24 protein-coding genes are annotated in these 22,734 nt (G+C 41.0%); 17 read left to right on the forward strand and 7 right to left on the reverse strand.

Translation table 11 applies throughout. From position 1 onward, the window contains the following. Positions 1-43: 43 nt before the first annotated feature. The gene (locus J2T13_RS14465; protein WP_429372413.1) at positions 44-694 is read right to left on the reverse strand and encodes a peptidylprolyl isomerase; all 651 of its coding nucleotides are present in this window, start codon (positions 692-694) and stop codon (positions 44-46) included. Positions 695-863: 169 nt separating this feature from the next. Here J2T13_RS14465 and J2T13_RS14470 point away from each other — a divergent pair, with 169 nt between their 5' ends. From J2T13_RS14470 to J2T13_RS14480, 3 genes are all read left to right on the forward strand, one after another. After that, entirely contained in the window at positions 864-1,793 is a 930-nt protein-coding gene (locus tag J2T13_RS14470; protein WP_429372415.1) for a hypothetical protein, read from the forward strand. A gap of 27 nt (positions 1,794-1,820) precedes the next feature. After that, positions 1,821-2,186, forward strand: a complete 366-nt coding sequence (locus J2T13_RS14475) for a zinc ribbon domain-containing protein (RefSeq protein ID WP_429372417.1) — start codon at positions 1,821-1,823, stop codon at positions 2,184-2,186. A gap of 165 nt (positions 2,187-2,351) precedes the next feature. Further along, positions 2,352-3,536 (forward strand): oxalate decarboxylase family bicupin, encoded by a 1,185-nt coding sequence (locus J2T13_RS14480; RefSeq protein ID WP_429372419.1) that lies wholly within the window; start codon positions 2,352-2,354, stop codon positions 3,534-3,536. A gap of 105 nt (positions 3,537-3,641) precedes the next feature. Here the strand turns inward: J2T13_RS14480 and J2T13_RS14485 are convergent, their stop codons facing one another. Further along, positions 3,642-4,922, reverse strand: a complete 1,281-nt coding sequence (locus J2T13_RS14485) for an ArsB/NhaD family transporter (RefSeq protein ID WP_429372421.1) — start codon at positions 4,920-4,922, stop codon at positions 3,642-3,644. 117 nt (positions 4,923-5,039) lie between these two features. On the opposite strand from J2T13_RS14485, the gene J2T13_RS14490 reads away from it, so the two are divergent. Next, positions 5,040-6,809: a glycoside hydrolase family 13 protein gene (locus J2T13_RS14490; protein ID WP_429372423.1), complete on the forward strand. Its 1,770-nt coding sequence runs from the start codon at positions 5,040-5,042 to the stop codon at positions 6,807-6,809. A gap of 11 nt (positions 6,810-6,820) precedes the next feature. Here J2T13_RS14490 and J2T13_RS14495 read toward each other — a convergent pair whose 3' ends face one another. Then, positions 6,821-7,078, reverse strand: coding sequence for an aspartyl-phosphate phosphatase Spo0E family protein (locus J2T13_RS14495; RefSeq protein WP_429372425.1), 258 nt, complete (start codon positions 7,076-7,078; stop codon positions 6,821-6,823). Between the two features lie 124 nt (positions 7,079-7,202). On the opposite strand from J2T13_RS14495, the gene J2T13_RS14500 reads away from it, so the two are divergent. After that, on the forward strand, positions 7,203-7,838 hold the full coding sequence (locus J2T13_RS14500; RefSeq protein ID WP_429372427.1) for a pentapeptide repeat-containing protein: 636 nt from the start codon (positions 7,203-7,205) through the stop codon (positions 7,836-7,838). Between the two features lie 103 nt (positions 7,839-7,941). On the opposite strand, the gene J2T13_RS14505 is transcribed toward J2T13_RS14500, so the two are convergent. Both J2T13_RS14505 and J2T13_RS14510 read right to left on the reverse strand, forming a co-directional pair. Then, entirely contained in the window at positions 7,942-8,070 is a 129-nt protein-coding gene (locus J2T13_RS14505; RefSeq protein ID WP_429372429.1) for a hypothetical protein, read from the reverse strand. Further along, positions 8,067-9,437 (reverse strand): transcriptional regulator, encoded by a 1,371-nt coding sequence (locus J2T13_RS14510; protein ID WP_429372431.1) that lies wholly within the window; start codon positions 9,435-9,437, stop codon positions 8,067-8,069. Before J2T13_RS14510 ends, J2T13_RS14505 begins: the two co-directional genes overlap by 4 nt. 256 nt (positions 9,438-9,693) lie before the next feature. On the opposite strand from J2T13_RS14510, the gene J2T13_RS14515 reads away from it, so the two are divergent. The 4 genes from J2T13_RS14515 to J2T13_RS14530 all read left to right on the forward strand — a co-directional run bounded on the left by J2T13_RS14515 (position 9,694) and on the right by J2T13_RS14530 (position 14,431). Then, positions 9,694-10,437 carry a GTP pyrophosphokinase gene (locus J2T13_RS14515; RefSeq protein ID WP_429372433.1) on the forward strand — a complete coding sequence of 248 codons (744 nt, stop codon included), beginning with the start codon at positions 9,694-9,696 and terminating at the stop codon, positions 10,435-10,437. A gap of 162 nt (positions 10,438-10,599) precedes the next feature. Next, positions 10,600-11,205, forward strand: a complete 606-nt coding sequence (locus tag J2T13_RS14520; RefSeq protein ID WP_429372435.1) for a nucleotidyltransferase family protein — start codon at positions 10,600-10,602, stop codon at positions 11,203-11,205. A 579-nt stretch (positions 11,206-11,784) separates the two neighbouring features. After that, positions 11,785-13,752, forward strand: coding sequence for an endonuclease MutS2 (locus J2T13_RS14525; protein ID WP_429372437.1), 1,968 nt, complete (start codon positions 11,785-11,787; stop codon positions 13,750-13,752). A 253-nt stretch (positions 13,753-14,005) separates the two neighbouring features. Next, positions 14,006-14,431: a TipAS antibiotic-recognition domain-containing protein gene (locus tag J2T13_RS14530; RefSeq protein WP_429372438.1), complete on the forward strand. Its 426-nt coding sequence runs from the start codon at positions 14,006-14,008 to the stop codon at positions 14,429-14,431. A 197-nt stretch (positions 14,432-14,628) separates the two neighbouring features. Here J2T13_RS14530 and J2T13_RS14535 read toward each other — a convergent pair whose 3' ends face one another. Continuing rightward, the gene (locus tag J2T13_RS14535; protein WP_429372440.1) at positions 14,629-15,108 is read right to left on the reverse strand and encodes a GAF domain-containing protein; all 480 of its coding nucleotides are present in this window, start codon (positions 15,106-15,108) and stop codon (positions 14,629-14,631) included. 193 nt (positions 15,109-15,301) lie between these two features. Between J2T13_RS14535 and J2T13_RS14540 the strand changes: the two genes are divergently transcribed. The 8 genes from J2T13_RS14540 (at position 15,302) to J2T13_RS14575 (ending at position 21,735) form a co-directional block, all read left to right on the forward strand. Then, the gene (locus J2T13_RS14540; RefSeq protein ID WP_429372442.1) at positions 15,302-15,610 is read left to right on the forward strand and encodes a hypothetical protein; all 309 of its coding nucleotides are present in this window, start codon (positions 15,302-15,304) and stop codon (positions 15,608-15,610) included. A gap of 153 nt (positions 15,611-15,763) precedes the next feature. Next, positions 15,764-16,618, forward strand: a complete 855-nt coding sequence (locus J2T13_RS14545; protein ID WP_429372444.1) for a hypothetical protein — start codon at positions 15,764-15,766, stop codon at positions 16,616-16,618. A gap of 385 nt (positions 16,619-17,003) precedes the next feature. Then, complete coding sequence (locus tag J2T13_RS14550; protein ID WP_429372446.1) at positions 17,004-17,867, forward strand: VOC family protein; 864 nt, start codon at positions 17,004-17,006, stop codon at positions 17,865-17,867. 121 nt (positions 17,868-17,988) lie between these two features. After that, positions 17,989-18,729, forward strand: a complete 741-nt coding sequence (locus J2T13_RS14555) for a DsbA family protein (protein ID WP_429372448.1) — start codon at positions 17,989-17,991, stop codon at positions 18,727-18,729. Positions 18,730-18,732: 3 nt separating this feature from the next. Next, the gene (locus J2T13_RS14560) at positions 18,733-19,164 is read left to right on the forward strand and encodes a disulfide oxidoreductase (protein WP_429372449.1); all 432 of its coding nucleotides are present in this window, start codon (positions 18,733-18,735) and stop codon (positions 19,162-19,164) included. A gap of 235 nt (positions 19,165-19,399) precedes the next feature. Next, positions 19,400-19,963 carry a GNAT family N-acetyltransferase gene (locus tag J2T13_RS14565; protein WP_429372451.1) on the forward strand — a complete coding sequence of 188 codons (564 nt, stop codon included), beginning with the start codon at positions 19,400-19,402 and terminating at the stop codon, positions 19,961-19,963. A gap of 148 nt (positions 19,964-20,111) precedes the next feature. Continuing rightward, positions 20,112-21,587 carry an MDR family MFS transporter gene (locus J2T13_RS14570; RefSeq protein ID WP_429372476.1) on the forward strand — a complete coding sequence of 492 codons (1,476 nt, stop codon included), beginning with the start codon at positions 20,112-20,114 and terminating at the stop codon, positions 21,585-21,587. A 7-nt stretch (positions 21,588-21,594) separates the two neighbouring features. Next, entirely contained in the window at positions 21,595-21,735 is a 141-nt protein-coding gene (locus tag J2T13_RS14575; RefSeq protein WP_429372453.1) for a hypothetical protein, read from the forward strand. 84 nt (positions 21,736-21,819) lie between these two features. Here J2T13_RS14575 and J2T13_RS14580 read toward each other — a convergent pair whose 3' ends face one another. Continuing rightward, positions 21,820-22,287: a MarR family winged helix-turn-helix transcriptional regulator gene (locus J2T13_RS14580; protein WP_429372455.1), complete on the reverse strand. Its 468-nt coding sequence runs from the start codon at positions 22,285-22,287 to the stop codon at positions 21,820-21,822. Positions 22,288-22,734 lie beyond the last annotated feature (447 nt).

Genomic DNA, 22,734 nt, shown 5'->3' on the forward strand with positions numbered 1-22,734 from the left:
TCCTTTAGATTAGCAAATCTACAATAGATAGTTCATTGGAATGTTATTTCTCAGTGATCTTGATGTCATTGATCGTAACTTTCTCTAGAGGAACCTCGCCTGACTCAACAGGTGTGGCAGCAATGTTCATGACTACATCCATGCCTGTACTTATTTTACCGAATACATTGTAGTTAGGCTGTAGTCCAGTACTATCTGCGCCAGTACATATGAAGAATTGACTACCATTCGTATTGGCACCAGCATTTGCCATAGCTACAATACCAGGCTCATATTCGTGTTTGGGCTTCTCATCTTCGAATGAATATCCAGGACCACCTGATCCGTTACCATTAGGATCACCTGTCTGGATCATGAAGGATTCCATAATGCGATGAAATAGTATACCTTCATAGAAACCTTGCTTCGCTAGAAATACGAAATTGTTTACTGTGAGGGGTGCATCCTTAGCATATAAATCGATCGTAAAGGTACCCTTTGATGTTGTAACTTCAGCTTGATAGGTCTTGTTAATATCAATCTCCATTGCAGGTGGCTTGTCCCAGCTCATGGGTGCAGGGGTGGTCTGACCTGTCTGTTCGGTTGGTTCTGTTACTTGCTCTTCTGCTGCTGTCTCATTCTTTCCACAAGCAGCTAACAAGAGGACTACTGACATCACCATAATTAGTGATAAGAATATACGTTTCTTTTTCATGAAATTTTATTCACTCCTTCATAACAAATCTTGTCTTATCATATCTATTTTTTGCAACAAAATCTAGTTTTCCTTTGGTAATGCCCCAAAATGTACCTTAATTGAAACTTCTATACAATAGAAACGTTTAAGATGGAGAGAAGTAAGAATACAGAATGGGGGTAAGAGCATGTTTGAAGACCTGAATCTTAGGCTCGCTGTAGTGAAGGAAAAAGGCCGTAACTACGAGAAATGGGAGCAACGACTTGAGTTATTAGAGGCTGAGCGCGCTGAACAAGAGGAGCAAGCACGTAGATGGAAAGAGAAGCTTAGCGAGGAAGAGAATGATGTTGAAAAACTGACAGGTATGACCTTATCTAACCTTATCTACAGTATAATCGGTAAGAAAGAAGAAAAGTTGGAGCGTGAACAAATCGAGGTACTTGAAGTGAAATTGAAATATGATGAGAGCGCTCGTACATTGGAAGATATAGAGAACCAAATGGAGAATATTCGGAACAATATGGAGCGAATATACGACTGGAAAGTCGAGTATGAGCAGATTATGCGTGAGAAGGAACAATATATTATCCACCATAATCGTGAACTTATGGAGGCTGCTGAAGCGCAAACAGATCTAACTCTTAAGCTAAAGGAATTGAAAGAAGCTATTAATGCTGGGACTTCTGTTATGGAAAGACTTAATTATGCAATAGAAGGACTTGAATCTGCCAGCAATTGGGGGACTTATGATATGCTGGGTGGAGGAATGTTATCTACGCATATTAAGCATAATCGTATCGATGAGGCCATGGATTATCTCCATAATGCTAGAAGGGCAATGGGCCAATTCGAGAAGGAACTCCATGATGTTCAGATGTCCTTGTCTGTTGATATTGATATTGGGACGATTCTTAAATTCTCAGATTACTTCTTTGATGGATTTATTTCGGATTGGATGGTACAGGGACGAATTAACGATACATTGTCTAAAGTCGAGGATAAAGCAACGGCAATTAGCCAGCTACTTCGGCAACTGGACGAAGAGTACGTTAGTCTAGAACTTGATCTAGCCAGTAAGAAACGGCAATATATATCGATTATCGAGCAGGCACACTAATAAAGTTATATGGGAGGCAAAATAAACATGAGTTTTTTTGACAAGCTGAAATCAGGTGTATCTGAAGCAGGGAATAAAGCCAAGGTAGCTGTGGAAGTGAACCGCCTCAAAATGCAGAATAGCTCCAAACATAGGGAAATTGAAAGGCAGTATCAAGAAATTGGACGTTCTGTTTTTGTTGCGCTAACGACTGAGGATGAGACGATTAACCTAGAAGAGCTACATCCTTATATTCAGCAAATCCTAACGTTGCAAGATGAGATTCAACGGAATCAAGCTCAGATGGGGTCAGCTGGGGATGAGAAGCAGTGCGTATGTGGAGAAAGGATGGCCCTTGAGACACGTTTCTGCTCAGCATGTGGTCATCAGTTCGATGTCATTGATATAAGCTAGGTTTTATTGTTGGAACTTGGATAAACAGCGCGTGGCCGATACACAATCGGTTACGCGCTGTTTACGTTTCTTTAAAGCCGAATTAGAAAGACATAACCATGCTAACAACATCATATATTCCAGAGGGTATGTCTGTGATGAATTGGTGTGTTAGGAGTGTGATATATGGCTAAGCCTATTAACTTCAAGGTGACCTTTGATGAGGTACCAGAACCCATAAGACAAGATGGTGCAGGTGCCACGGACCCTGGACCACGAGATATCCTGCGGGCTTTGGAGAACCCTGATATGCTTGTTCCTCCAATAACCGATGCGGGTACGGTGCCGAACTTACGCTTCTCGTTCTCTGACACAAATATGATTCTTAAACATGGGGGTTGGTCGAGGCAGATTACGTCAAGGGAGCTCCCGATCGCCACCACACTCGCAGGTGTTAACATGCGTTTGACACCCGGAGGGGTAAGGGAGCTACACTGGCATAAACAGGTGGAATGGTCCTTTATGACCGTAGGAAGAGCCAGAATTACGGCAGTGGATCAGAATGGGCTTAATTTCATTGCAGATGTAGGTGTGGGTGATTTGTGGTATTTCCCTCCAGGGATTCCACACTCCATTCAAGGGCTGGAAGAAGGATGCGAATTTCTACTCGTATTTGATGCGGGTGACTTCTCCGATTTAGATACCTTTACGATCACTGACTGGTTTGCACATACACCGAAAGAGGTACTGTCCGCCAATTTTGGTGTGCCTATAAGTGCATTTGAAGATATACCAACACAGCAAAAGTATATTTTTCAAGCCGAAGTACCCGGTCCACTAGAAAGTGTTGCCATTCCAGATCCATTCGGTACAAGAAACTTTACGCATAACCTACTTGGTCAGACCCCCATTACATCACCAGGGGGTTCAGTCAGAATCGTGGATTCTACCAACTTTCCAGTATCAGAACAAATTGCAGCTGCTTTGGTAGAGATTGTGCCGGGTGGTATGAGAGAATTGCACTGGCATCCTAATAACGATGAGTGGCAGTATGTTCTGACTGGAACTGGAAGGATGACAGCCTTCGCTGCTGACGGAACAGCACGTACATTTGATATCAGAGCGGGAGATGTAGGGTATATGCCGTTTTGTTACGGACACTATATTCAGAACACGGGTACGGAAACATTATGGTATTTAGAAGTATTCAAAAGTAACCGCTATGCAGATATATCATTAACGCAATGGATGGCATTAGTGCCTGATCAGTTAGTGCGAGATAATCTGAATGTGGGATCTGAGTTGATGAACGCTTTACGTAAGGAGAAGTGGCCTGTCGTGCGATTTCCTGGGTATACCTACGGTACCTAATGAGTAGCTTCCAGATTGTGCTAGCGATCAACAAGAATAGAGGTCATCCCCAAACACAGTCTTGATTAGAGGCTGTGTTTAGGCTTGTTTGATGGTCAAGGTATATTACATCAAATAACGAAGGTAGATGTATACCGTTGATATCATAATAGACAGAATCATGAGCGGGAATCCGTATTTTAAGAATTGCATAAATGTAATGGGGTGGCCTTCTTTGGCAGACATGCCTGCAACAATAAGGTTGGCGCTTGCCCCAATCAACGTTCCATTCCCTCCTAGGCAAGCTCCTAGAGCTAAACTCCACCATACAGGTTCAAGATTCGATATGCCCATCGTGCCCATATCCTGAATCAGTGGAATCATGGTCGCTACGAAGGGGATATTGTCCACGAAGGCTGAAGCGATCGCACTAAGCCATAGAACGAGCAGAGATGTTGCAGCTATATTACCGCCTGTTAGAGCAATCGCTTGTTCAGCTAAGGCGCTTATGACACCTGTCTCGATGAGCCCTCCGACGAGTACGAATAGCCCTACGAAGAAAAAGATCGTGGTCCACTCTATTTTGGCAAAAGCTGCCTCTAAGAAATGTTCTCCTGTCAGAAGAAGGAGTAGAAAAGCTCCCGATAAAGCAACGGTGGCCGATTCTAAATGTACTAGTTGATGCACGAAGAATCCGATGATCGTCAGACCTAGCACAGCTAAACATTTGATAAGAAGAGTGCGGTTCGTGATCACACTCTTCTCATCGATGTTCATGATATTCTGTCTTAATTCAGATGTTGTCTTCAATTGTTTACGGAACATAAGAACAAGAATAGGAATAATAATAAGCATAATGATGATGATGACAGGAGTTAAATTTTCAATGAAGGCCATAAAGGTTAGTTCCTTAACAGCACTCCCAATCATAATGTTGGGTGGATCTCCAATCATAGTAGCTGTCCCACCGATGTTAGAGGCTAGGATCTGCGCAAATAAATAGGGGAAAGGATTAACTCTTAATTGACGGGTTATGCTGAAGGTAACAGGAACCATCAATAACACGGTAGTTACATTGTCTAAGAATGCCGAGCTAAGTGCTGTAATCAGCGTAAGCGAAATAAGAATACGGACAGGTTGTCCTTTCGCTTTCTTAGCAGCCAAGATGGCAATGTATTTGAACAGACCTGTCTCGGCTGTAATATTGACGATGATCATCATGCCGATGAGTAGGCCAAGTGTGTTGAAATCAATATGATGTAGTGCCGTTTCTTGGTCAACAATGCCGAGTACAACCATAAGTATTCCGCCGATCATAGCTAGAATTGTACGGTGAACTTTCTCGGCAATGATAAACCCATATACAACCAGGAAAATACCAATGGCTAGAATCGTCTGGTGTTCCATAAAAGCCTCCTATAGTTACGTGATTGCCAAGGCGCGAATAAGCCTACACAGGGGTAGGATGTTAATCAATAGAGTTCATTATAGAGGATAATGAAATACACAACAAGGAGTTATGGCATGAATAAGAAATGGTGGAAAGAGTGTGTCGTGTATCAAATATACCCGGTAAGCTTCATGGATAGTAATGGAGATGGAATCGGGGATATTCCGGGGATTATATCGAAGTTAGATTACTTTCAAGATCTTGGTGTAGAAGTGCTATGGATCTGTCCTGTATATAAATCACCTAATCATGATAATGGGTATGACATCAGTGATTATTGTGACATCATGACAGAGTTTGGTTCGATGGAAGACTTCGATAGTCTACTTACGCAAGCCCATGAGCGGGGTCTGAAGATTATGATGGATCTTGTCCTGAATCATACTTCAGATGAGCATCCATGGTTCATTGAATCTAGGTCATCGAAAGACAATCCGAAGCGAGATTTCTATATTTGGAGAAAAGGGAAGGATGGCGGGCCGCCTAACAATTGGGAGTCCTATTTCAGTGGATCTGTATGGGAATATGATACGGAGAGTGACGAATATTACCTTCATTTGTATTCTAAGCATCAACCTGACTTAAACTGGGAGAATCAAGCTGTAGTCGATTGTATTCATGAAATGATTCACTGGTGGCTCAAAAAAGGGATCGATGGTTTTCGTTTTGATGCAATCGCGCATATAGTGAAAACGGAAGGATTGCCTGATGCAGATAATCCGAATAACCTTCCCACAGTGCAAGCTTATGAATTGTTCTCAAATCTAGAGAATGTTCATACAGCATTAAATCAACTATATAATGAAGTATTATTTCATTACGACATTATGACGGTTGGTGAGACTTCGGGGATTGGACCAGAGCAAGCGCTAGATTATGTAGGAGATATGCGTAGTGAACTCAATATGGTATTTCAATTTGAGCATATGAAGTTAGATGCGGCAACCTTAGGTACAGGGAGGTGGGATAAGAAACCTTGGACACTACTCGAGCTTAAGAAGATTATTAGCCATTGGCAGGTTACGCTACATAACAAAGGCTGGAACGCTAACTATCTGTGCAACCATGATCAACCTAGATCGGTGTCTCGCTTCGGTAATGACGGAAAGTATCGGGTAGAGTCAGCTAAGATGCTAGCTACTTTTATTCATATGCTCGAGGGAACGCCCTATATTTATCAAGGGGAAGAGATTGGGATGACCAATATACGCATGCAAAGCATAGATGACTATCGGGATGTAGAGACGTTAAATTATGTTGAACAGTCCCTAAGGCAAGGGATGTCTGAAGAGAAAATTATGCAAGTTCTAGGGGATAGAAGTAGAGATAATGCGCGCACACCAATGCAATGGAATAAGTCTGAACATGCTGGATTTACAAAAGGAACGCCGTGGATCAATGTCAATGCTAACTTTTTAGACATTAATGTAGATGCAGCACTACAAGACCCTAACTCGATCTATCATTATTATCGTAAGCTGATCAAGCTAAGAAGAGAGCATGAGGTCATTGTGTATGGTGAGTATCGTCTAATATTACCTTTGCACCCTGATATTTATGCGTATACAAGGACACTTGGGAACGAGCAACTTCTTATCATTTTGAACTTTTTTGAAAAAGAATCCGTATTTGAGCTACCGGAACATCTCAATGTGAGTAACATAGGCAAGTTACTGATCTCTAACTATCCGGCACGGAGTGGGGATCATGTAGAGACTTTGTTGCTTCGTCCGTATGAAGCAAGGGTGTATACGATGACTACCCAGCAGTCTGTCCAATCTCCAACAACGCAGAACAAAAAAAAAAAATATAACAAGACAAAACAAGACAAAACAAAAAGATGACTAAACCATTTTTACCCACCCACGAAGATGTTATAATAAGGGTGCGAATGATCTGGCAAAAGTTCTTCACTTACGAGTTGGTTACCGCCTCTAGGTAATCGGCTTTTTGTTTGTGCATAATAAGCACGATTATATTGATTAATGAGCTCGTCCAACATCATGGATTGATTGAGAACTTTGAAATGCGCTAATCCGTATAGTTGTTCCAGATCGCAGAGTTGTTGTCGTGCCGTTTCTATTAGGTGTACCAGAGATTCTTCTTTTCTCATCCATATCCCTCCCTATTTATCATTAGTTTAGGCGTTTATGTCTAAATTTGGATAAAAATTATTTTGTAAAAGATATGAAATGAAATGAAAATAAAATGAAATTAAGAAAACGTGGGAGGCATACATGAATACTAAAATCGACTCACCAAAGATTCCTGAAGACTTACCTGTGCTATCACAGATACACGAATTACGATCCAAAGATGAATTCAGTCTAGGTTCCATCAGTGATGCCATCATAGAATATCAGGATGCTAGTAAGGTTTCATTTGAGAAGGTAGTCTTCAAAAATGTAACCATAATAGAGTCATCACTAACAGGTATTGAACTTACAGATGTGGTGTTTGAAAGATGCGATCTATCCAACATTGACTTTAGCGATGCATTTATTCATCGAACAGAATTTAGAGGTTGTAAAATGATGGGGACAAATTTCGCGAGAGCTAGATTTAAGAATGTGCTTGTCTTGGATAGTGTATGTGATTTTGCCACATTTCGCTTTTGTGATTTCAAGCAGGTAGCGTTCGAGGATACTTCATTAGTGAGTGCTGATTACTTTCAATCCATGCTACATAAAACGATGTTTACCCATTGTCAGATGGATCAGGCTATTCTGTCAGGGTCAAAATTAGAGGGTATTGATCTGAGCAACTGTGAATTCAGTGGATTGAACGTGGAGATCGAGGATCTAAAGGGGTGTATCATTTCAGCGCAGCAGGCTTCTTCGTTTACACCTCTGTTAGGCTTAGTAATCAAGTAGAATTGAACTAGAGCTCATATATTAGTTGATATTATTCTAGCATACGTTATGAGATAGAAAAGACCAGCGCAAGGCGCTGGTCTTAGGTAGATATATTTACATTTTAGAAGTTATTTACTCCTCCATGAATGAGCGGCTTAATAATAGGATCATTGAATTGGCCCTGAGTTGGAATAGCGAGTAGAAATAAAAAGCTAGTAACCGTTATTAGTAATACCAATTTTCTTTTCATTTGTTTTCCTCCTCTATTAATAGATTTTGATATTCTGATTCTGTTTCATGAGATGCGAATTCTCGAAATCTTTCAAATAGTCTCACAGATTTGAGAATATGGGTCTCATCACTAATAATAACAGACTTTTCCATAGAATCCAATAAATATTTGAATCCATCTAGATATAATTCTTTACTTAAATAATAATGAGCGATTTCGTAAAAAAAACTGGCAATCTGTTCAGATATCACTTGTTGCGTGTATATAGCTGTAGCTTGTTGCTGTTGTTTCACATAAGAGATGATCTGGGGTTCAAAATGTCTGAGTATATTATCAATATCGATATCAAATCGGTTAGCGGCCTTTGTGATGTTTAAGAGACCCGTAAGTATTTCGTCTGTATTCTGTTCAATGTAGGATACGTAATCTGAAAGCACGCTAACATCTCCAGATAGGAGCTTAGCTACGTAAATATTGGCCTGTGCCCATCCTATAAATAGATTGACCCAATGCAGAGTTTCTTCATCTTTTTCTTTCACCCAGCTTAAATCTACATAAGTATACGTATATTGTAATGCCAGCTCATAATCGCCCCGTGCATCACACACGCTTCCACGAAGCAGATTAGAGAAGGTCAGATATACAAACAGCGGTCTGATTGGCTTCTTCTGAGGTTCCTTTCCTTTTCTAATCAGCTTATCAGGCATGAAGAGTTGAATAGTGGCCTTGTGCTCCATTTCTTGAGCTACTTCATCAACCTTATCCCACTTAAGCAATGATCGATATGTATTGGCTAAATCTTTCAGGGCATCAAGCTGGTCGATGATATCAAGTCGGTCCACGAAAGGCTCAAACTGGAGAGCAGCCCGAAGATTAAGCTCCTGATTGTCTCCTAACCGCAGGGTAAACAACCGGTACTGGCAGAAGGCCAACCGTTCTGAATGCTGGCGTCGCTCACTTGTGGCTACACTTTCATAGAGTATCGCTGCGGCCGCGTGTTTGTCCGTTTGGAAGAAATCTTCCGCGACTTCAAATAACAAAGGCGAATAGGTTAAATTGTCCAATAATAGTTGCACGATCTGGCGAATACAGTCTAGCTTGTCCAGCTCTGCGCAGTTGTACAATAAGGGTCTGATTCTACGCCAATTTGGCACAGCTTCAATCATGCATTCTTGGATATATTGCTCATAGAAATGGCCTGAGGGCAGTTCCAGCACCGAAGTCATTCGATCTAATTGATCGACAGCCATGACCCGATTTCCGGTAAGAATTGAACTCACCGTACCCGCATTTAACCCGGCATTTTTTCCTAATTGGCTATAGGTTAATCCATTCCGTTGAATGAAGTCTTCTAGCTCCGTGCGTATCGTGGTTGTATCGTTCACTTACACCACTCCTTATTCACATGTATATAAAATGTGATTTTTTCTATTATATTACAAATATAACCATAATTTGAACGTAGGTCAATTGGTTTCATATATTTTCTTTGTATATGTTTGGTAACACGATATATAATTTATCCTTTTATTTGTTGGGAAGAGTTTCACTGAAATTGAAATTGCGCTGAATGATGATTATACTGAAGCAAAGGGCGGCTACAACTATTATCAATCGTTAACCATGGAAGGAAGATTAGGAATGAATGCTCAACATCAGATAGAACAACTCAAGAAATTTAAGTATGACATTACTCGATTTATGATGATCTATAAATTCGCTTTGGATGAAATAGAGACGAAAGTTGAAATATTGAAAGAAGAGTTCCAATCTTTACATGACTATAGTCCAATCGAAAACACTACATCGCGGTTGAAATCGCCTGAGAGCATTGTGAACAAGATGCTTCGTAAGAATTATGAATTATCCTTTGATGGGATAAAGAGTAATATTAAGGATATTGCGGGTCTGCGGATTACCTGTTCTTTTATTTCAGACATCTATCAGGTTAGTGAAATGCTACAGAATCAGGCTGATCTCAAAATTCTAGAGGTAAAGGATTATATTAAGAATCCTAAACCTAACGGATATAAGAGCCTTCATTTGCTGGTTGAAGTTCCTGTGTTTCTATCAGACAGCGAAGAGCATGTATGTGTAGAAGTTCAGATTCGGACGATCGCGATGGATTTCTGGGCAAGTCTTGAGCATAAAATTTTCTATAAATATAATGAATCCGTACCTGATCGTCTAATTCAGGAGTTGAAGAATGCTGCGGACTCTGCGAATGCATTGGATTTACAGATGGAACGACTCCATCATGAAATCCAAGAGATCAAAGATGCGCAGTCCGATGCTTCGGATGAAGAATTAAGACGTATTATGATCAACAATCAGCAATTTACCGTACCCATGGAGTTTCTTAAGCTCCTTAAGGATGGACAATAGTTGGTAAGAGATGCCTGTTGGTGGGGAAATTAGATTTAAATGAGCCTTAGAAGCGATTCTAAAGGCTCGTTTTTTTTGCTGTTTTTAGGTTAGATTATAAGGTTAGATTATAATGATGAAAAGGTACAACAATGACATCATCAGTTGTAAAGGAGAATACATATGCTGAAAAATAATGTGTGGATTCTCATCTTGGCTGCGGGGAGCTCGAATCGTATGGGAAGCCCAAAGTTGTTACTTCCTATTGCCGGAGAGAGTATGATTCGTCGTGTTACGACTGCCGCAATCACGGCTATTGAAGGACACGTAGCCATTGTATCGGGTAAGGATAGTGTATTTAAGCATGAACACGTTCAAGATTTAGGTGTGGAATGGATTGAGAATAATGAATCCCAATTAGGACTCAGCTCATCGATCCGGGCTGGTGTGGCACATCTTATTCAACATCAACGGCCACAGGCTATATTGATCATTCTGGGAGATCAGCCAGATATGGATAGTCGAACGATCGTTCAGGTGGTGGAACATTATCAAGCTAAGGGTGGTTCTATCGTTCAAGTGAAGTATACGGATCGTCCAGGCCATCCCGTATTATTCGACGAGGCACTTTTTCCTGAATTACTGCAATTAGAAGGAGACTATGGAGCAAAGAACGTGTTGCGAGCTTATCAGGAGAGTATTCAATGGGTAGCAGTGCAATCGGATATGCCTGAGGATATTGATACACCAGAGGAATATGAAGCTTATGTGAGCAGGAACCCTAAATGATAAGGAACCCTAAATGATAAGCGTGAAGAACGTAGTATAGATGATTGACTTTTAGTCTTTGAATTGGTAAATTAGTGTCATCCAAACCAAAGGGGAGAAATTTTGATGACGGGGAATGTTCTTAACTAACCTAACTCCATATGGACTGTATTTACGACAAGAAATTTTCGCTTGTGAGAGCGAGTTTATTTTCTTATGTCTGTGGATCGGTCTTGGAATAGTTAAGAACACGCGAAGCATCAAACGGCGCCTTTGGCTGTTTATTTCTTTGTAACCATACAGGTGTGAAGTTTAGATAGGCTCAATGTAGCGCTATCACTTCATTCACACTGTAAGACGTGCTCTTGTGAGCACGTCTTTTTGTATTTTGTTAGAGTGTAATAGCTTCATTATGTACGCTCTACTCATTCATCGGTACAGGTAACATGCAGCACCTATCTTAGGTGATGGTCTGCGTATCTTTGGGTTTACAGAAGAAATAACAGTAGGATTTTAAGGGCAAAGAATGACACTCGTCAATTCTTTGCCCTTTTTTGTTATTCATCATTTAAGAAAGAACAAAGGAGGTTCATGTACACCATGGACAATGTAACATTAGCAATGTTGGAATATGACAAGATGAAGGAAAAATTACTGGAATACGCTGTTTCTTATGAAGGTAGACGGCTAATTGAGGAACTTAAGCCAACGGATCAGCTTAGATCGATACAACGAGCTTTGGAAGAAACAGAAGAGGCAAGAGCGCTGCTAGAGAAGGGAGCAAGTATCCCGTTGCCATCATTGGATGGAATAGAGTATGTAGTATCCCTCCTGCATACAGGATACATGTTCACCGAACAGGATCTTGTCGCTATTCAGACTTTCTTGAATAGCTGTAGTCAGTTAAAGCGGTATATGGCATCAAAGGGGCATATTGCTCCAGTAATCAGTACTTATGCGTCTTCATTAAGTGAGTTGACGAAGCTGAGAACTGAAATCGATCGCTGTATTCAGCACGGGAAAGTGACCGACCAAGCTAGTAAGGATTTAGAGCGTGTCCGTAAGAAAATGCTTGTGGTCAAAGATCGCATCCAGAAAAAGCTGAGCTCGATATTAAGTCGACATCAAGCTATTCTACAAGAGCACTTAGTAAGTGTTAGAAATGGACGGTATGTCATTCCGGTGAGGAAAGAGTATCACAAACAGATCAAGGGATCGATACTTGACCAATCTACAAGTGGGCAGACGGTATATATAGAACCTGAGGAAATCGCATATCTGCATGTAGAGCTTAGTATGATTCAAGCTGACGAATCTCGTGAGGAGGGGATTGTACTCTATGAACTAACCAGTCTGGTCGAATCGGCAGCTACCGATATCCAATTGAATATCGAAATTACGGGGACGTATGATTTCATTATAGCTAAAGGGAAATATGGGAGGTCGATCGGAGGGGTTCCCGTTCTGCTGAATGCGAATGGGAACATGGCGATATACGGGGCGAAACATCCATTACTGCTCAGGACTATGATTCCGCTTGATATGGCTCTGGGAGAAGGTTATCGGTCACTTATTATTACTGGACCTAATACGGGCGGTAAGACAGTTGCGTTGAAAACACTTGGGATACTTACATTGATGGTGCAATCAGGATTGCTGGTACCCGTTGATCAGGGTAGTACATTCGCTGTGTTCTCTAAAGTGATGACGGTGATTGGAGACGGACAAAGTATCGAGCAGTCTCTCAGTACCTTTTCTGCTCAAATTCAGCGATTAATTCATATGGTGGAATCAGCGGATCATTCGACTCTACTTCTCATTGATGAACTTGCTGCTGGAACAGATCCTGGTGAGGGAATGGCATTATCGATTGCTATCCTAGAAGAGTTGAATCGTAGAGGAGCATGCATCATGGTGACGACTCATTTCAATGAACTGAAGACTTTTGCTTCACACACCGAAGGGTTTCAGAATGCACGTATGGAGTTCGATGTGGAAACATTAGAGCCTTTATATCGTCTGACCATTGGTGAAGCTGGGCGTAGCTATGCTATTGAAATAGCCAAAAAACTAGGGATGAGTCAAGGTATTGTCGAACGTTCGCAACATATTGTGACTAGACAGAAGGAGAGCCTTAGTAGCGAAGGGCAACAACATGGATATGCCAAGGGAAATTCGAGTGTCGATTCGCAATCCAAGTCAGTCCAAATTCAGCCCCAAGGCAACCCTAAATACCATAAGAAACATAACCTTAAAGAACATCCGCAGAGTGCGGTTCACTTACGAAGGTTCGAAGTAGGAGATAGTGTGTATGTGAGCACTTATGGGAAGACTGGAATCGTCTATCAACTAGAGGATTCTATGGGGATGGTCGGTGTCATGATTCAGACACATAAGGTAAAGGTCAATAAGAAGCGGTTGAAGTTATTTATTGAGAAAAGTGAGCTATACCCTGAAGATTACGACATGAACATTATATTTGAGACTACAGAAAATCGAAAGAAGTTGAGAGTAATGGAACGTAAACACGTAGATGGACTTACCGTTATTCAAGAACCTGATCAATAATATGAACAATGACTGTATTGTTACCAAATTAAAAGGTTCATTTATCGTGAGAAGGGTATAAGTGACTGAAGGCAACTTGAGCCAATAAATTTCTCCCTGAGTCGATATGGAGTTGCGCCAGAAGCATTATGAGAGGGGTGACTCTATATTCATCAGGGAGGTAAACAATAAACGATCATCCATCATCAATCATGACCTAGATATATCACTGGATGTTTCGTAGTGAATATGTAAGGGAAAAGGAGAGTGACATATGAAATTTGAAGGAATGAATCAAGCGTATGATCCACAGAACCAAGAGGAGTATGAACAAGATATTCTGACTAGGTATGTAGATAATTCAGAGGTTACGATGGATGAGAGTAAACAGAAGATGCAACAATGGACGAAAGAGGACTATTTAGAGACACAAGCACAGGTCGAGGGAATTAATTTAGAATTAAAAGGCGTTATTGAGGCAGGTCTTACACCGAATAGCCCACAAGCACAGCAGGTTATTGCCCATCATTTTGAATCAATTAAGCGATTCTATACGCCTTCAGCAGAAGTATATAGCAGTTTAGGAGACCTATATGTTGAACAAGCGGATTTCAAAAAGCTCTATGACGCTTACCACCCTCAACTTGCTGAATTTCTTCGTGATGGAATGAAGAAATACGCTGAGCGGAATTTGAAATAAGACTATTATTGCGCAGGGTAGAAAGTCCGCATTTAGCGGTAAATATGGAGAGAGCTTTCTATGTCGAATTTTTCTTTGAAATAGACCTCTAAATCTCACAATAAGTGGGATTTGGAGGTCTATTTTTGGCTCTAGTTCATAATCCGTGCCTGCTGAAAATAGCCAATGTATGTTAATCGTAGCTTTAATAATGAAACTTATAAATGAGCTGAAAGAATATCTACGAATTGCTCTAGAAATTGGCGTTCTTCATCATCAAATCGATTATTAAGCGGGCTATCAATATCTAGTACCCCATACAGTTCACTATTTTTAATGATCGGCACCACAACCTCACTATTGGAAGCCGCATCGCAAGCAATATGACCAGGAAAGGCATGAACATCATCGATAACGAGTGTCCGGCGCTCGGCAGCAGCTGTTCCGCAAACACCGCGACCTAAGGGAATACGGATGCAGGCAGGAAGCCCTTGGAAAGGTCCGAGTACGAGCTCCTTGCCATCAAATAAATAGAAGCCAACCCAGTTCGTGTCCTTCATAAACAAGTTAAGTAAAGACGAGGCATTAGCTAAATTAGCGATAGAGCTAGGTTCATCATGAATAAGAGATTTTAATTGATCTAATACGGCTAAGAATTGATAGCCACGGTCGCCCTCGTAGGGAATCGCTTGAAACATTAGACACGCCACCTTCCTTATAAACCACTGGTTAATTATAAAAGAGTAGTACAGCACAGCCCCTGTCGTCAAGTGGAATATACGTTAGGAGAGCGCTAAGGTGAGAAAAAAGTGTTTCCAGCTGAGCATAGTAGGGTAATTAATTTTGGGAATACAAGGTTAATTTCAAGGTGAAAGGGAGGGGGAATAGTACATGCATGCAGAAGTTCAAAATTTATTTATCAGAATTCATTTGCTTTCTCAAGCTCAGGAAAACAATCTAAAGATTTACGATATGTTGCCAGAACTCGAACGTCAAGGTTATAAAATTGGAGAGCGTGAAGTGAAGTTGGAGATGGAAAAATTGAATCAGTTGAATTTTCTCACTTCCCATGGAGATGAATATAGCATGACTGGACTGGGTATTGCCGAATTCAAGGATATTAAGAAGATGTTGAAGGAACTTTGTGATGAAGTATTAGATATATCTGATCAGGATAAGACCACAAGTACGAAGGCATAATGATTTACATATCTGTGTAAAGATATGGATCGACCGATCTTCTCCAATATGATCGGTCGGTTTTATTTTTCTGAGGACAAAAGAAGAGTTTATATGCCTATATGTTATATACTGGTATTGAAAGTTTGAGTATAGATTGGAGCGTGAATAAAATTGAAGAAAAGTATTGTGTTGTTGATGATGTTAAGTAGTTTATTTATGGCTAATGGTGTTTTTGCGGATACAGAATCCATTACAGCGAGTCAAGTGTCGTCATTGTCTTCTTCTGCGAATGAATTAGTATCCAATAATATGTCTGCATCACATACGCAGCCGAAACCTAATGAAGACAATTCTCCCAACCGAATTCCTACCTCTGGAGCTGTTCTTATAGGTCTGGGAAGTTTGATTGTTTTTGTCGTGTTAGGAATCATAGTCGTTATCCTTGGATTGGGTAATTCGAGGCGTAAACAAATAAGTCAAGTTCGTTCGGACCTTGCTGAATTGATGGTACAAGTCAATCGAACACTGGATTCTATTCAAACTTTTAATGGAATATCCCAAGGGACTACGGGTGAGATGGTTGAAGGGATCGTTGAAAGGCTGTCTAATATCATGATTGAACTTTCACGAATTCAATCTGAAATGTCCACGGTGCAAATCCCAGCAACCCATCTATCTGCTCTCAAAGCTTCGTATGAGCATTTTGTTACGGAGCGAAATAGATTGCAGACTTGTGTGAAGGTCGAAGAGACGCAAGTTGACGTTGTGGTGAAGGCTGATCGCACGGTGACACAGAGAATGGATGCCATTAAGAAACAAGTCAGTAGCTTAAATGAAGACATAAAGGCATCTGTTGAGAATAGGGATTCTACATCGGCTGCAATTCAAGCCCAATTAGATCAGATGGACGTTAATATAAAGACAGTAGAACAACTACAAATATTTGATCCACTAGCTGCATTGACACAATTGGAGACAATAGAGCGCAAGGTGGAGCAAGTCCGGAAAGATGTATTTCAAAAGTAAGCAGTAAGATAGAATAAAAGCACCAGTCTGCTCGATGGCGTGGATTCAAACCCATTAGTCTCAAAAAAAGCAAGGGTCCCTAACAGACCGTTGCTTTTTTCGGCTTTATTCTTGTTGGTGGCAATCTATCTGCACTGCTCGGTGAGTGAAGCGTATACAAGTGCATAAAAGTGGCATTGAATCATGGCCATCGTAGGTTGTCCCCTCTCATTCGTGCGTTCATGAAAAACAATTGTCCTGTCCATTATAAAATAAGTAGTAGAGTTATTGAAGGGGGTAATGCAGTTACTTTTTTTATATGAAATAACTTTATAGCTAAACGTTATTAATATATACTTACTTACATAAAGTAATTAATTAATGCTGGTTTACGAAAGGAGATTATATGAGCTATCCACTAAATCAAGCGACATCCATCGGTTATGTCCAATTAAAAGTAAAAGATTTAAATCGATCCATAACTTTCTATAAGGAGGTTATTGGTTTGAGCATATTAGTACAAGAGGCGGAGACAGTATCGTTGACAGTAGATGGGGTTCATCCTTTGCTCGTTCTAGAGCAACATCAAGAAGCAGTAGCGAAACCTAGGCATACAACAGGACTCTATCATTTTGCTATTCTTGTTCCAGATCGTAGAAGTCTTGGACAGTCTCTTCTTCATCTTATCGAATCCAAATATCCACTTAGTGGAGCTTCGGATCACCAGTTTAGTGAAGCGTTATACTTATCCGACCCTGATGGGAACGGAATCGAGATTTATGCGGATCGACCTCGTGAACAATGGACACGTGATAGCGCAGGACAATTCGCTACGATGAGCGATCCAATGGATGTTCAAGGTGTACTCGCTGACGCGGGAGAACATGTATGGCGTGGGTTACCCTTAGGTACCGTTATGGGTCATGTTCATCTTCATGTTGCTAATATTCAGAAATCAAAGGAATTTTATGTGGATATACTAGGTTTTGATGCAACCATTTATTATGGTGATCAGGCATTGTTTGTATCCGCTGGAGGATATCATCATCATATTGGTCTTAATACATGGGCTGGTGCAGGGGCGCCGACGCCACCCGAAGGATCGGTGGGATTAAGATTTTTTACCATTGTTGTTCCTAATAAAGGGGACCTTAGTGGGATCGAGAATGAACTTAAGTCCGCTGGAATCCCTACTGATCGAAGATATGGTGGAGTGTTCGTCAAAGATCCTGCTGGGAATGGTATTGTGTTAGTCGTTGCAACGAATTAAACATCCTAATCTAGTGTTTGACTTGGTTCTAGTTAGTAACTTATAGTTATATCAAACATTCATAGGGAGGCAAATGATTTGCTTCCCTTTCATTTGTGAGAAAAGGGGCTGGGAAAGGTTTATGCAACCCAAAAAGAAGGTAAATATAAATACTGCAGCACAGCGTAGGCTACAACAGGAATTACAGAGAAAACGTATGCAGAAAATAATGTGGATTACAGGATCTTGTATCGTAGTACTTGTTATCTTACTTCTTGTTATTAAACCAAGTTCAAATGAAAAATCATCTGATTTCGCCTACGAGAATTTACCCGTCATTGGTGACACGAATGCACCTGTCAAGATCGTAGAGTTCGGTGATTATAAATGCCCAGCCTGCCAAGGGTTCAGTCAGTCGTTTAAACCTCAAATTGTGAAGGACTACGTTGACAAGGGAATTGTCTCTTTCTATTACATGAATTATCTTATCATTAGCCCAGAAGCGGACTCTAATACAGCCGCATTAGCTGCTCAGGCGGTGTATCATCAGAACAATGAGGAATTCTGGAAGTATTATCATGTATTGTATGATAATCAAGGGAATGAACAGACAGAGTGGGCAACACCTGAATACTTAGTGGAACTAGCTCGTCAAGCGAACCTTGATATTGATTATGATAAGCTTGCGAAGGATATTGCTGATAAGACGTACCAAAAAGAAGTGGATGAGCATATGAAGATTGCACAATCTTTAAATATAAGAAGTACACCGACGCTTTATATAAATGGACAGAAGTTAGATGGTGACGGTTCTTATGAATCTCTGACTAAGGCAGTTGATGATGCAGTAGCATCGGCAAATGCGATCAAAGAGGAGAAATAACCGATGAAAGGCAAAGGATTCTTCAGAACCTATTCCCTCTATCTGGCTTGGCTTGTCTGTGTAATTGCGACATGCTCAAGTTTATATCTAAGTGAGGTACTGCATTATGAACCCTGCAGACTCTGCTGGTTTCAGCGGATTTTCATGTATCCTCAAGTCATTCTTTTAGCTATTGCTAGCTATAAGAATGACCGAAGTATTGTTCCGTATTTACTTCCTTTGAGCATTATTGGTGGGAGTATTTCGATCTATCACTACTTGGAACAGCAAGTTCCTGCATTTGCTAAGATAGCGCCCTGTACGGTAGGTGTTCCTTGTAATGTGGACTACTTGAACTGGTTCGGATTTATTACGATTCCACTGTTAGCATTGATTGCATTTGTAACGATGATAGGATTGCTATGGGTGGGTAGAGAGAGACAGGAAGAAGAATAGATGTTGTATGTATTACTAGATAGCTATCGTCGGGAATTCGACGGTAGCTGTTTTTTTGAAATATAAGAAAGTATAAGTTTCACTTGAATCAATTTCATAATCGCCGATGGATCTAAATCGATTTGCGTAATTATCGTTACCCTTCCAGAGTAGGAGACGGGTTGTCATACGTGTTGAAGTGGATGTGTGAAGTTGGGAAACAGATAATATGAACCATGGAAGGCGCTGATCATCAATGTACATATGTGGTGGGAATATTCCGCAGTTGGAGGATGCACGGCTGATCCTTCGTCAATTAGAACTCGATGATGCGGGGGCTGTATTACGCTGTTGGTCAGAGGTTGAAGTTCGTGAATACTCAGGTATTCCAGAGCTTGAGACCATCGAGTTGGCTAAGGAAATGATTATATTTCTTAATCGTCTATCTACCACTGAGGATGGGATACGGTGGGGGATTGTAGATAAGCAGAGTGGTGCCTGGATGGGCAGTTGCGGCTTCAATATGTGGCAGTTAGAAGGCGCTTATCGCGGCGAGATTGGATGTGAGTTGTCCAGCTTATTCTGGGGTCAGGGATATATGAACGAAGCACTGGATTTAATTATACAATTTGGCTTTGAAGTGATGGGACTGAATCGGATTGAAGCCTTAGTTGATCCTAGTAATGCTCGTGCTAGTAGGTTATTCACTTCGCTGCACTTTATCTTAGAGGGGAATTTACGAGAATATCGGCATACACCGGATGGATTTCGAGATGTTCATGTTTATTCTTTACTGCGTAAGGACTGGGAACAACAATAAAAGGGAGCTCGTAGGAGTTGGTAAGAGTCACGATTATCAAATTTCACATACTTTCATGTCATATTTGCGGTACAATACAATACGGTAAATGAATACAGAGGGGATTTAAGACGTGAATTCATTAGCAAAAAACAAACGAAGTCTCATTATGGTTGGGATTCTACTCTCAACTTTCATGGCCGCCATTGAGGGCACCGTTACAGGACCCGCTGGCCCGGCCATTGTAAGCAATTTCGGTGGTATGCAACTCATGAGTTGGATTTTTACGGCATATCTCCTAACGATGGCCGTCACTACACCTATTTTTGGAAAGATCAGTGATATATATGGTCGTAAACCTGTATTCTTAATAGGTTCTCTATTGTTCATCATAGGATCGCTACTGTGTGGATTCTCACAGAGCATGGAACAATTGATTGTATTTCGGGCGATTCAAGGGATCGGTGCGGGGGCTCTGATTCCAGTTACCTTTACGATTATTGGAGATATATATCCGATAGAAGAGCGAAGTAAAGTACAAGCACTTCTTAGTTCAGTATGGGGGATATCTTCTTTAGTAGGACCTCTGCTCGGGGGTTATTTCGTTGACTATTGGAGTTGGCGCTGGATCTTTGGATTTAATGTACCATTCGGGATCTTGTCCATACTGCTTATTGCTCGTTACTTACCTAAGCACAATGTCAAAAGAGAGACGAAGATTGATTTTGCTGGAGCGATTACCTTTACCATCGGTATGACAGTGTTGTTGTTCTCATTAGCAACTGGAGGTCAATATTATGAGTGGAATTCACCTCTATTAATTGGATGTCTCTTCATTGCTGTTATTTTTATCATCCTTTTCTTTATCGTGGAGAAGCGAGCTCAAGAACCTATGATCCCGCTGAAATTATTCCGAATTCGTGACATTGCTGTCTCAGCAGGAGCTAATCTACTGATCAGCTCACTTCTTATTGGGCTCACAACTTATACACCTCTGTGGATACAAGGGGTGATGGGGAGGAATGCAACCTTCTCAGGGTTAGCAATGGCCCCGATGTCTATCGGTTGGATGCTGGGATCTGTAGCAGGTGCTAAGCTATTACTCACAGCCGGTTCTCGGAAAACGACAATGATCGGTATTGGAGGCATTGTGATCGGAGCGTTGGGCCTTGCGATGATGACGGGAGATACGCCTAGCTATATACTGCTAACGTTCACATTTATTTATGGTATAGGATTTGGGTATTCTTCAACGGTATTCACGATTATCGCCCAGTCTTCTGTCGGGTATAACCTTCGAGGCTCATCAACTGCACTGAATACATTTGTGCGCTCGTTGGGTCAGACGATTGGGGTGGCTGTATTTGGTTCTTGGATCAATTTGAAGATTGTAGCATTACTGAATGATAATCCAGAGACGACAGGCAGTGTAACGCAGGAAGATATTAATAGATTACTTACTCCTGAAGGTAGCGAACAGGTTCCAGCGTCGTTATGGAGTGCGATGCGACATGTGATGGAAGGCAGTCTACACTCTCTGTTTATCGTCATGGCAGTCATTGCAGTGATTAGTTTCTTTATTGTTATGGGGCTTCGCAATGTTCCGCCTTCTCCAGAGAAAGAGGAGAAGCAGGTGAGGGGCTAAATTACACATGGGTACAAGTCGGCCAGAGGGATGCTTCAATAAGTTGACCTTCTTCTGGCCAACCATTCTTGGAACATCCATTCATAAGCTATCGCTTGCTCATACAAAGAACAAAGGGAGTGTCCTATGCCTGATTCAAGGCATTTAGGACACTCCCTTTGTTCTTGTTCGTTATAAGGATCACTTAGTGTGTAAGAATTGTTCTCAGATGTTTCTAGAGGTCCATGAGATTTCACTTTCGCATGGAGGGAGATAAACGTTCTGCTTGAAGTCCCATTTTCTTGAGAAGTGAGATCATCTGATCTTTTTCCTCAGCATTTAGCCCACTTAACGCCCGATGAATTCTTTCGGCAAATTTAGGATATAACGCATTCATCAATTGTTCACCTTCATGCGTAAGTTCAGCGAATATAACGCGGCGATCGGTAGGGCAAGGCTTACGAAATAGGAAACCACGTTCTTCCAGCTTATCGATAACGTACGTGACATTACCGCTTTGTAGTAATAGTTTTGCACCAATTTGTTGAATCGGTTGTGGTCCTTTGTAATACAGAACCTCCATTACGGCAAAGGCAGTCGGGTTGAAGCCTTCAATTTTACTACCTGTTACGGCGTGTTCACTCACACTCTTGAATGATTTAGCAAATACACGGTACAAATGCAGAGATAATTGGGTATCCATTTCTTGGATCTGTATCATACTTCTCACCGCCTTTATCTTCATAGAATATCTTGGGATCTAGTATTTGTACTTTAATATTAAGTGAATACGATCAAACTTAACATGTGATTTATCACAATCACTGCGCTTTTAATATTTAAAAACTAAACCTTTTGATTATATGTCGGTATTGATACTGAAATCTTATTCCTCAGGATGTACACTTTATCAGTCCTAGGACCGATGATCGTGCGGGAGGCGTCGGTTATTGTAATGATAGAGCGTTAAACATGGATGATGAGGAGTAGAAGATATGAACCATTCTATCTAATTTTGATCTTTAAGGGATTGATGGATATTTTGTTCTCTTCGGGAAAAAATGGTAAAATTAGAGATCGACAGGTCTCTCCTACTACAGATTCTGTTAAATAGCTTAACCTAGTATGTTGGGGTTAACGTTTTGGGAAGGGGGCAGGTGTACAAGAT

The organism is Paenibacillus sp. DS2015, from assembly GCF_050433705.1.
GTDB lineage: Bacteria > Bacillota > Bacilli > Paenibacillales > Paenibacillaceae > Paenibacillus_AQ.

What these genes read in the sequence shown, in the direction of transcription:
- J2T13_RS14465 (WP_429372413.1), bottom strand. Translation starts at nt 694, where the DNA reads ATGAAAAAGAAACGTATATTCTTATCACTAATTATGGTGATGTCAGTA.
- J2T13_RS14470 (WP_429372415.1), top strand. Translation starts at nt 864, where the DNA reads ATGTTTGAAGACCTGAATCTTAGGCTCGCTGTAGTGAAGGAAAAAGGC.
- J2T13_RS14475 (WP_429372417.1), top strand. Translation starts at nt 1,821, where the DNA reads ATGAGTTTTTTTGACAAGCTGAAATCAGGTGTATCTGAAGCAGGGAAT.
- J2T13_RS14480 (WP_429372419.1), top strand. Translation starts at nt 2,352, where the DNA reads ATGGCTAAGCCTATTAACTTCAAGGTGACCTTTGATGAGGTACCAGAA.
- J2T13_RS14485 (WP_429372421.1), bottom strand. Translation starts at nt 4,922, where the DNA reads ATGGAACACCAGACGATTCTAGCCATTGGTATTTTCCTGGTTGTATAT.
- J2T13_RS14490 (WP_429372423.1), top strand. Translation starts at nt 5,040, where the DNA reads ATGAATAAGAAATGGTGGAAAGAGTGTGTCGTGTATCAAATATACCCG.
- J2T13_RS14495 (WP_429372425.1), bottom strand. Translation starts at nt 7,078, where the DNA reads ATGAGAAAAGAAGAATCTCTGGTACACCTAATAGAAACGGCACGACAA.
- J2T13_RS14500 (WP_429372427.1), top strand. Translation starts at nt 7,203, where the DNA reads ATGAATACTAAAATCGACTCACCAAAGATTCCTGAAGACTTACCTGTG.
- J2T13_RS14505 (WP_429372429.1), bottom strand. Translation starts at nt 8,070, where the DNA reads ATGAAAAGAAAATTGGTATTACTAATAACGGTTACTAGCTTTTTATTT.
- J2T13_RS14515 (WP_429372433.1), top strand. Translation starts at nt 9,694, where the DNA reads ATGAATGCTCAACATCAGATAGAACAACTCAAGAAATTTAAGTATGAC.
- J2T13_RS14520 (WP_429372435.1), top strand. Translation starts at nt 10,600, where the DNA reads ATGCTGAAAAATAATGTGTGGATTCTCATCTTGGCTGCGGGGAGCTCG.
- J2T13_RS14525 (WP_429372437.1), top strand. Translation starts at nt 11,785, where the DNA reads ATGGACAATGTAACATTAGCAATGTTGGAATATGACAAGATGAAGGAA.
- J2T13_RS14530 (WP_429372438.1), top strand. Translation starts at nt 14,006, where the DNA reads ATGAAATTTGAAGGAATGAATCAAGCGTATGATCCACAGAACCAAGAG.
- J2T13_RS14535 (WP_429372440.1), bottom strand. Translation starts at nt 15,108, where the DNA reads ATGTTTCAAGCGATTCCCTACGAGGGCGACCGTGGCTATCAATTCTTA.
- J2T13_RS14540 (WP_429372442.1), top strand. Translation starts at nt 15,302, where the DNA reads ATGCATGCAGAAGTTCAAAATTTATTTATCAGAATTCATTTGCTTTCT.
- J2T13_RS14550 (WP_429372446.1), top strand. Translation starts at nt 17,004, where the DNA reads ATGAGCTATCCACTAAATCAAGCGACATCCATCGGTTATGTCCAATTA.
- J2T13_RS14555 (WP_429372448.1), top strand. Translation starts at nt 17,989, where the DNA reads ATGCAACCCAAAAAGAAGGTAAATATAAATACTGCAGCACAGCGTAGG.
- J2T13_RS14560 (WP_429372449.1), top strand. Translation starts at nt 18,733, where the DNA reads ATGAAAGGCAAAGGATTCTTCAGAACCTATTCCCTCTATCTGGCTTGG.
- J2T13_RS14565 (WP_429372451.1), top strand. Translation starts at nt 19,400, where the DNA reads ATGTACATATGTGGTGGGAATATTCCGCAGTTGGAGGATGCACGGCTG.
- J2T13_RS14570 (WP_429372476.1), top strand. Translation starts at nt 20,112, where the DNA reads ATGGTTGGGATTCTACTCTCAACTTTCATGGCCGCCATTGAGGGCACC.
- J2T13_RS14575 (WP_429372453.1), top strand. Translation starts at nt 21,595, where the DNA reads ATGGGTACAAGTCGGCCAGAGGGATGCTTCAATAAGTTGACCTTCTTC.
- J2T13_RS14580 (WP_429372455.1), bottom strand. Translation starts at nt 22,287, where the DNA reads ATGATACAGATCCAAGAAATGGATACCCAATTATCTCTGCATTTGTAC.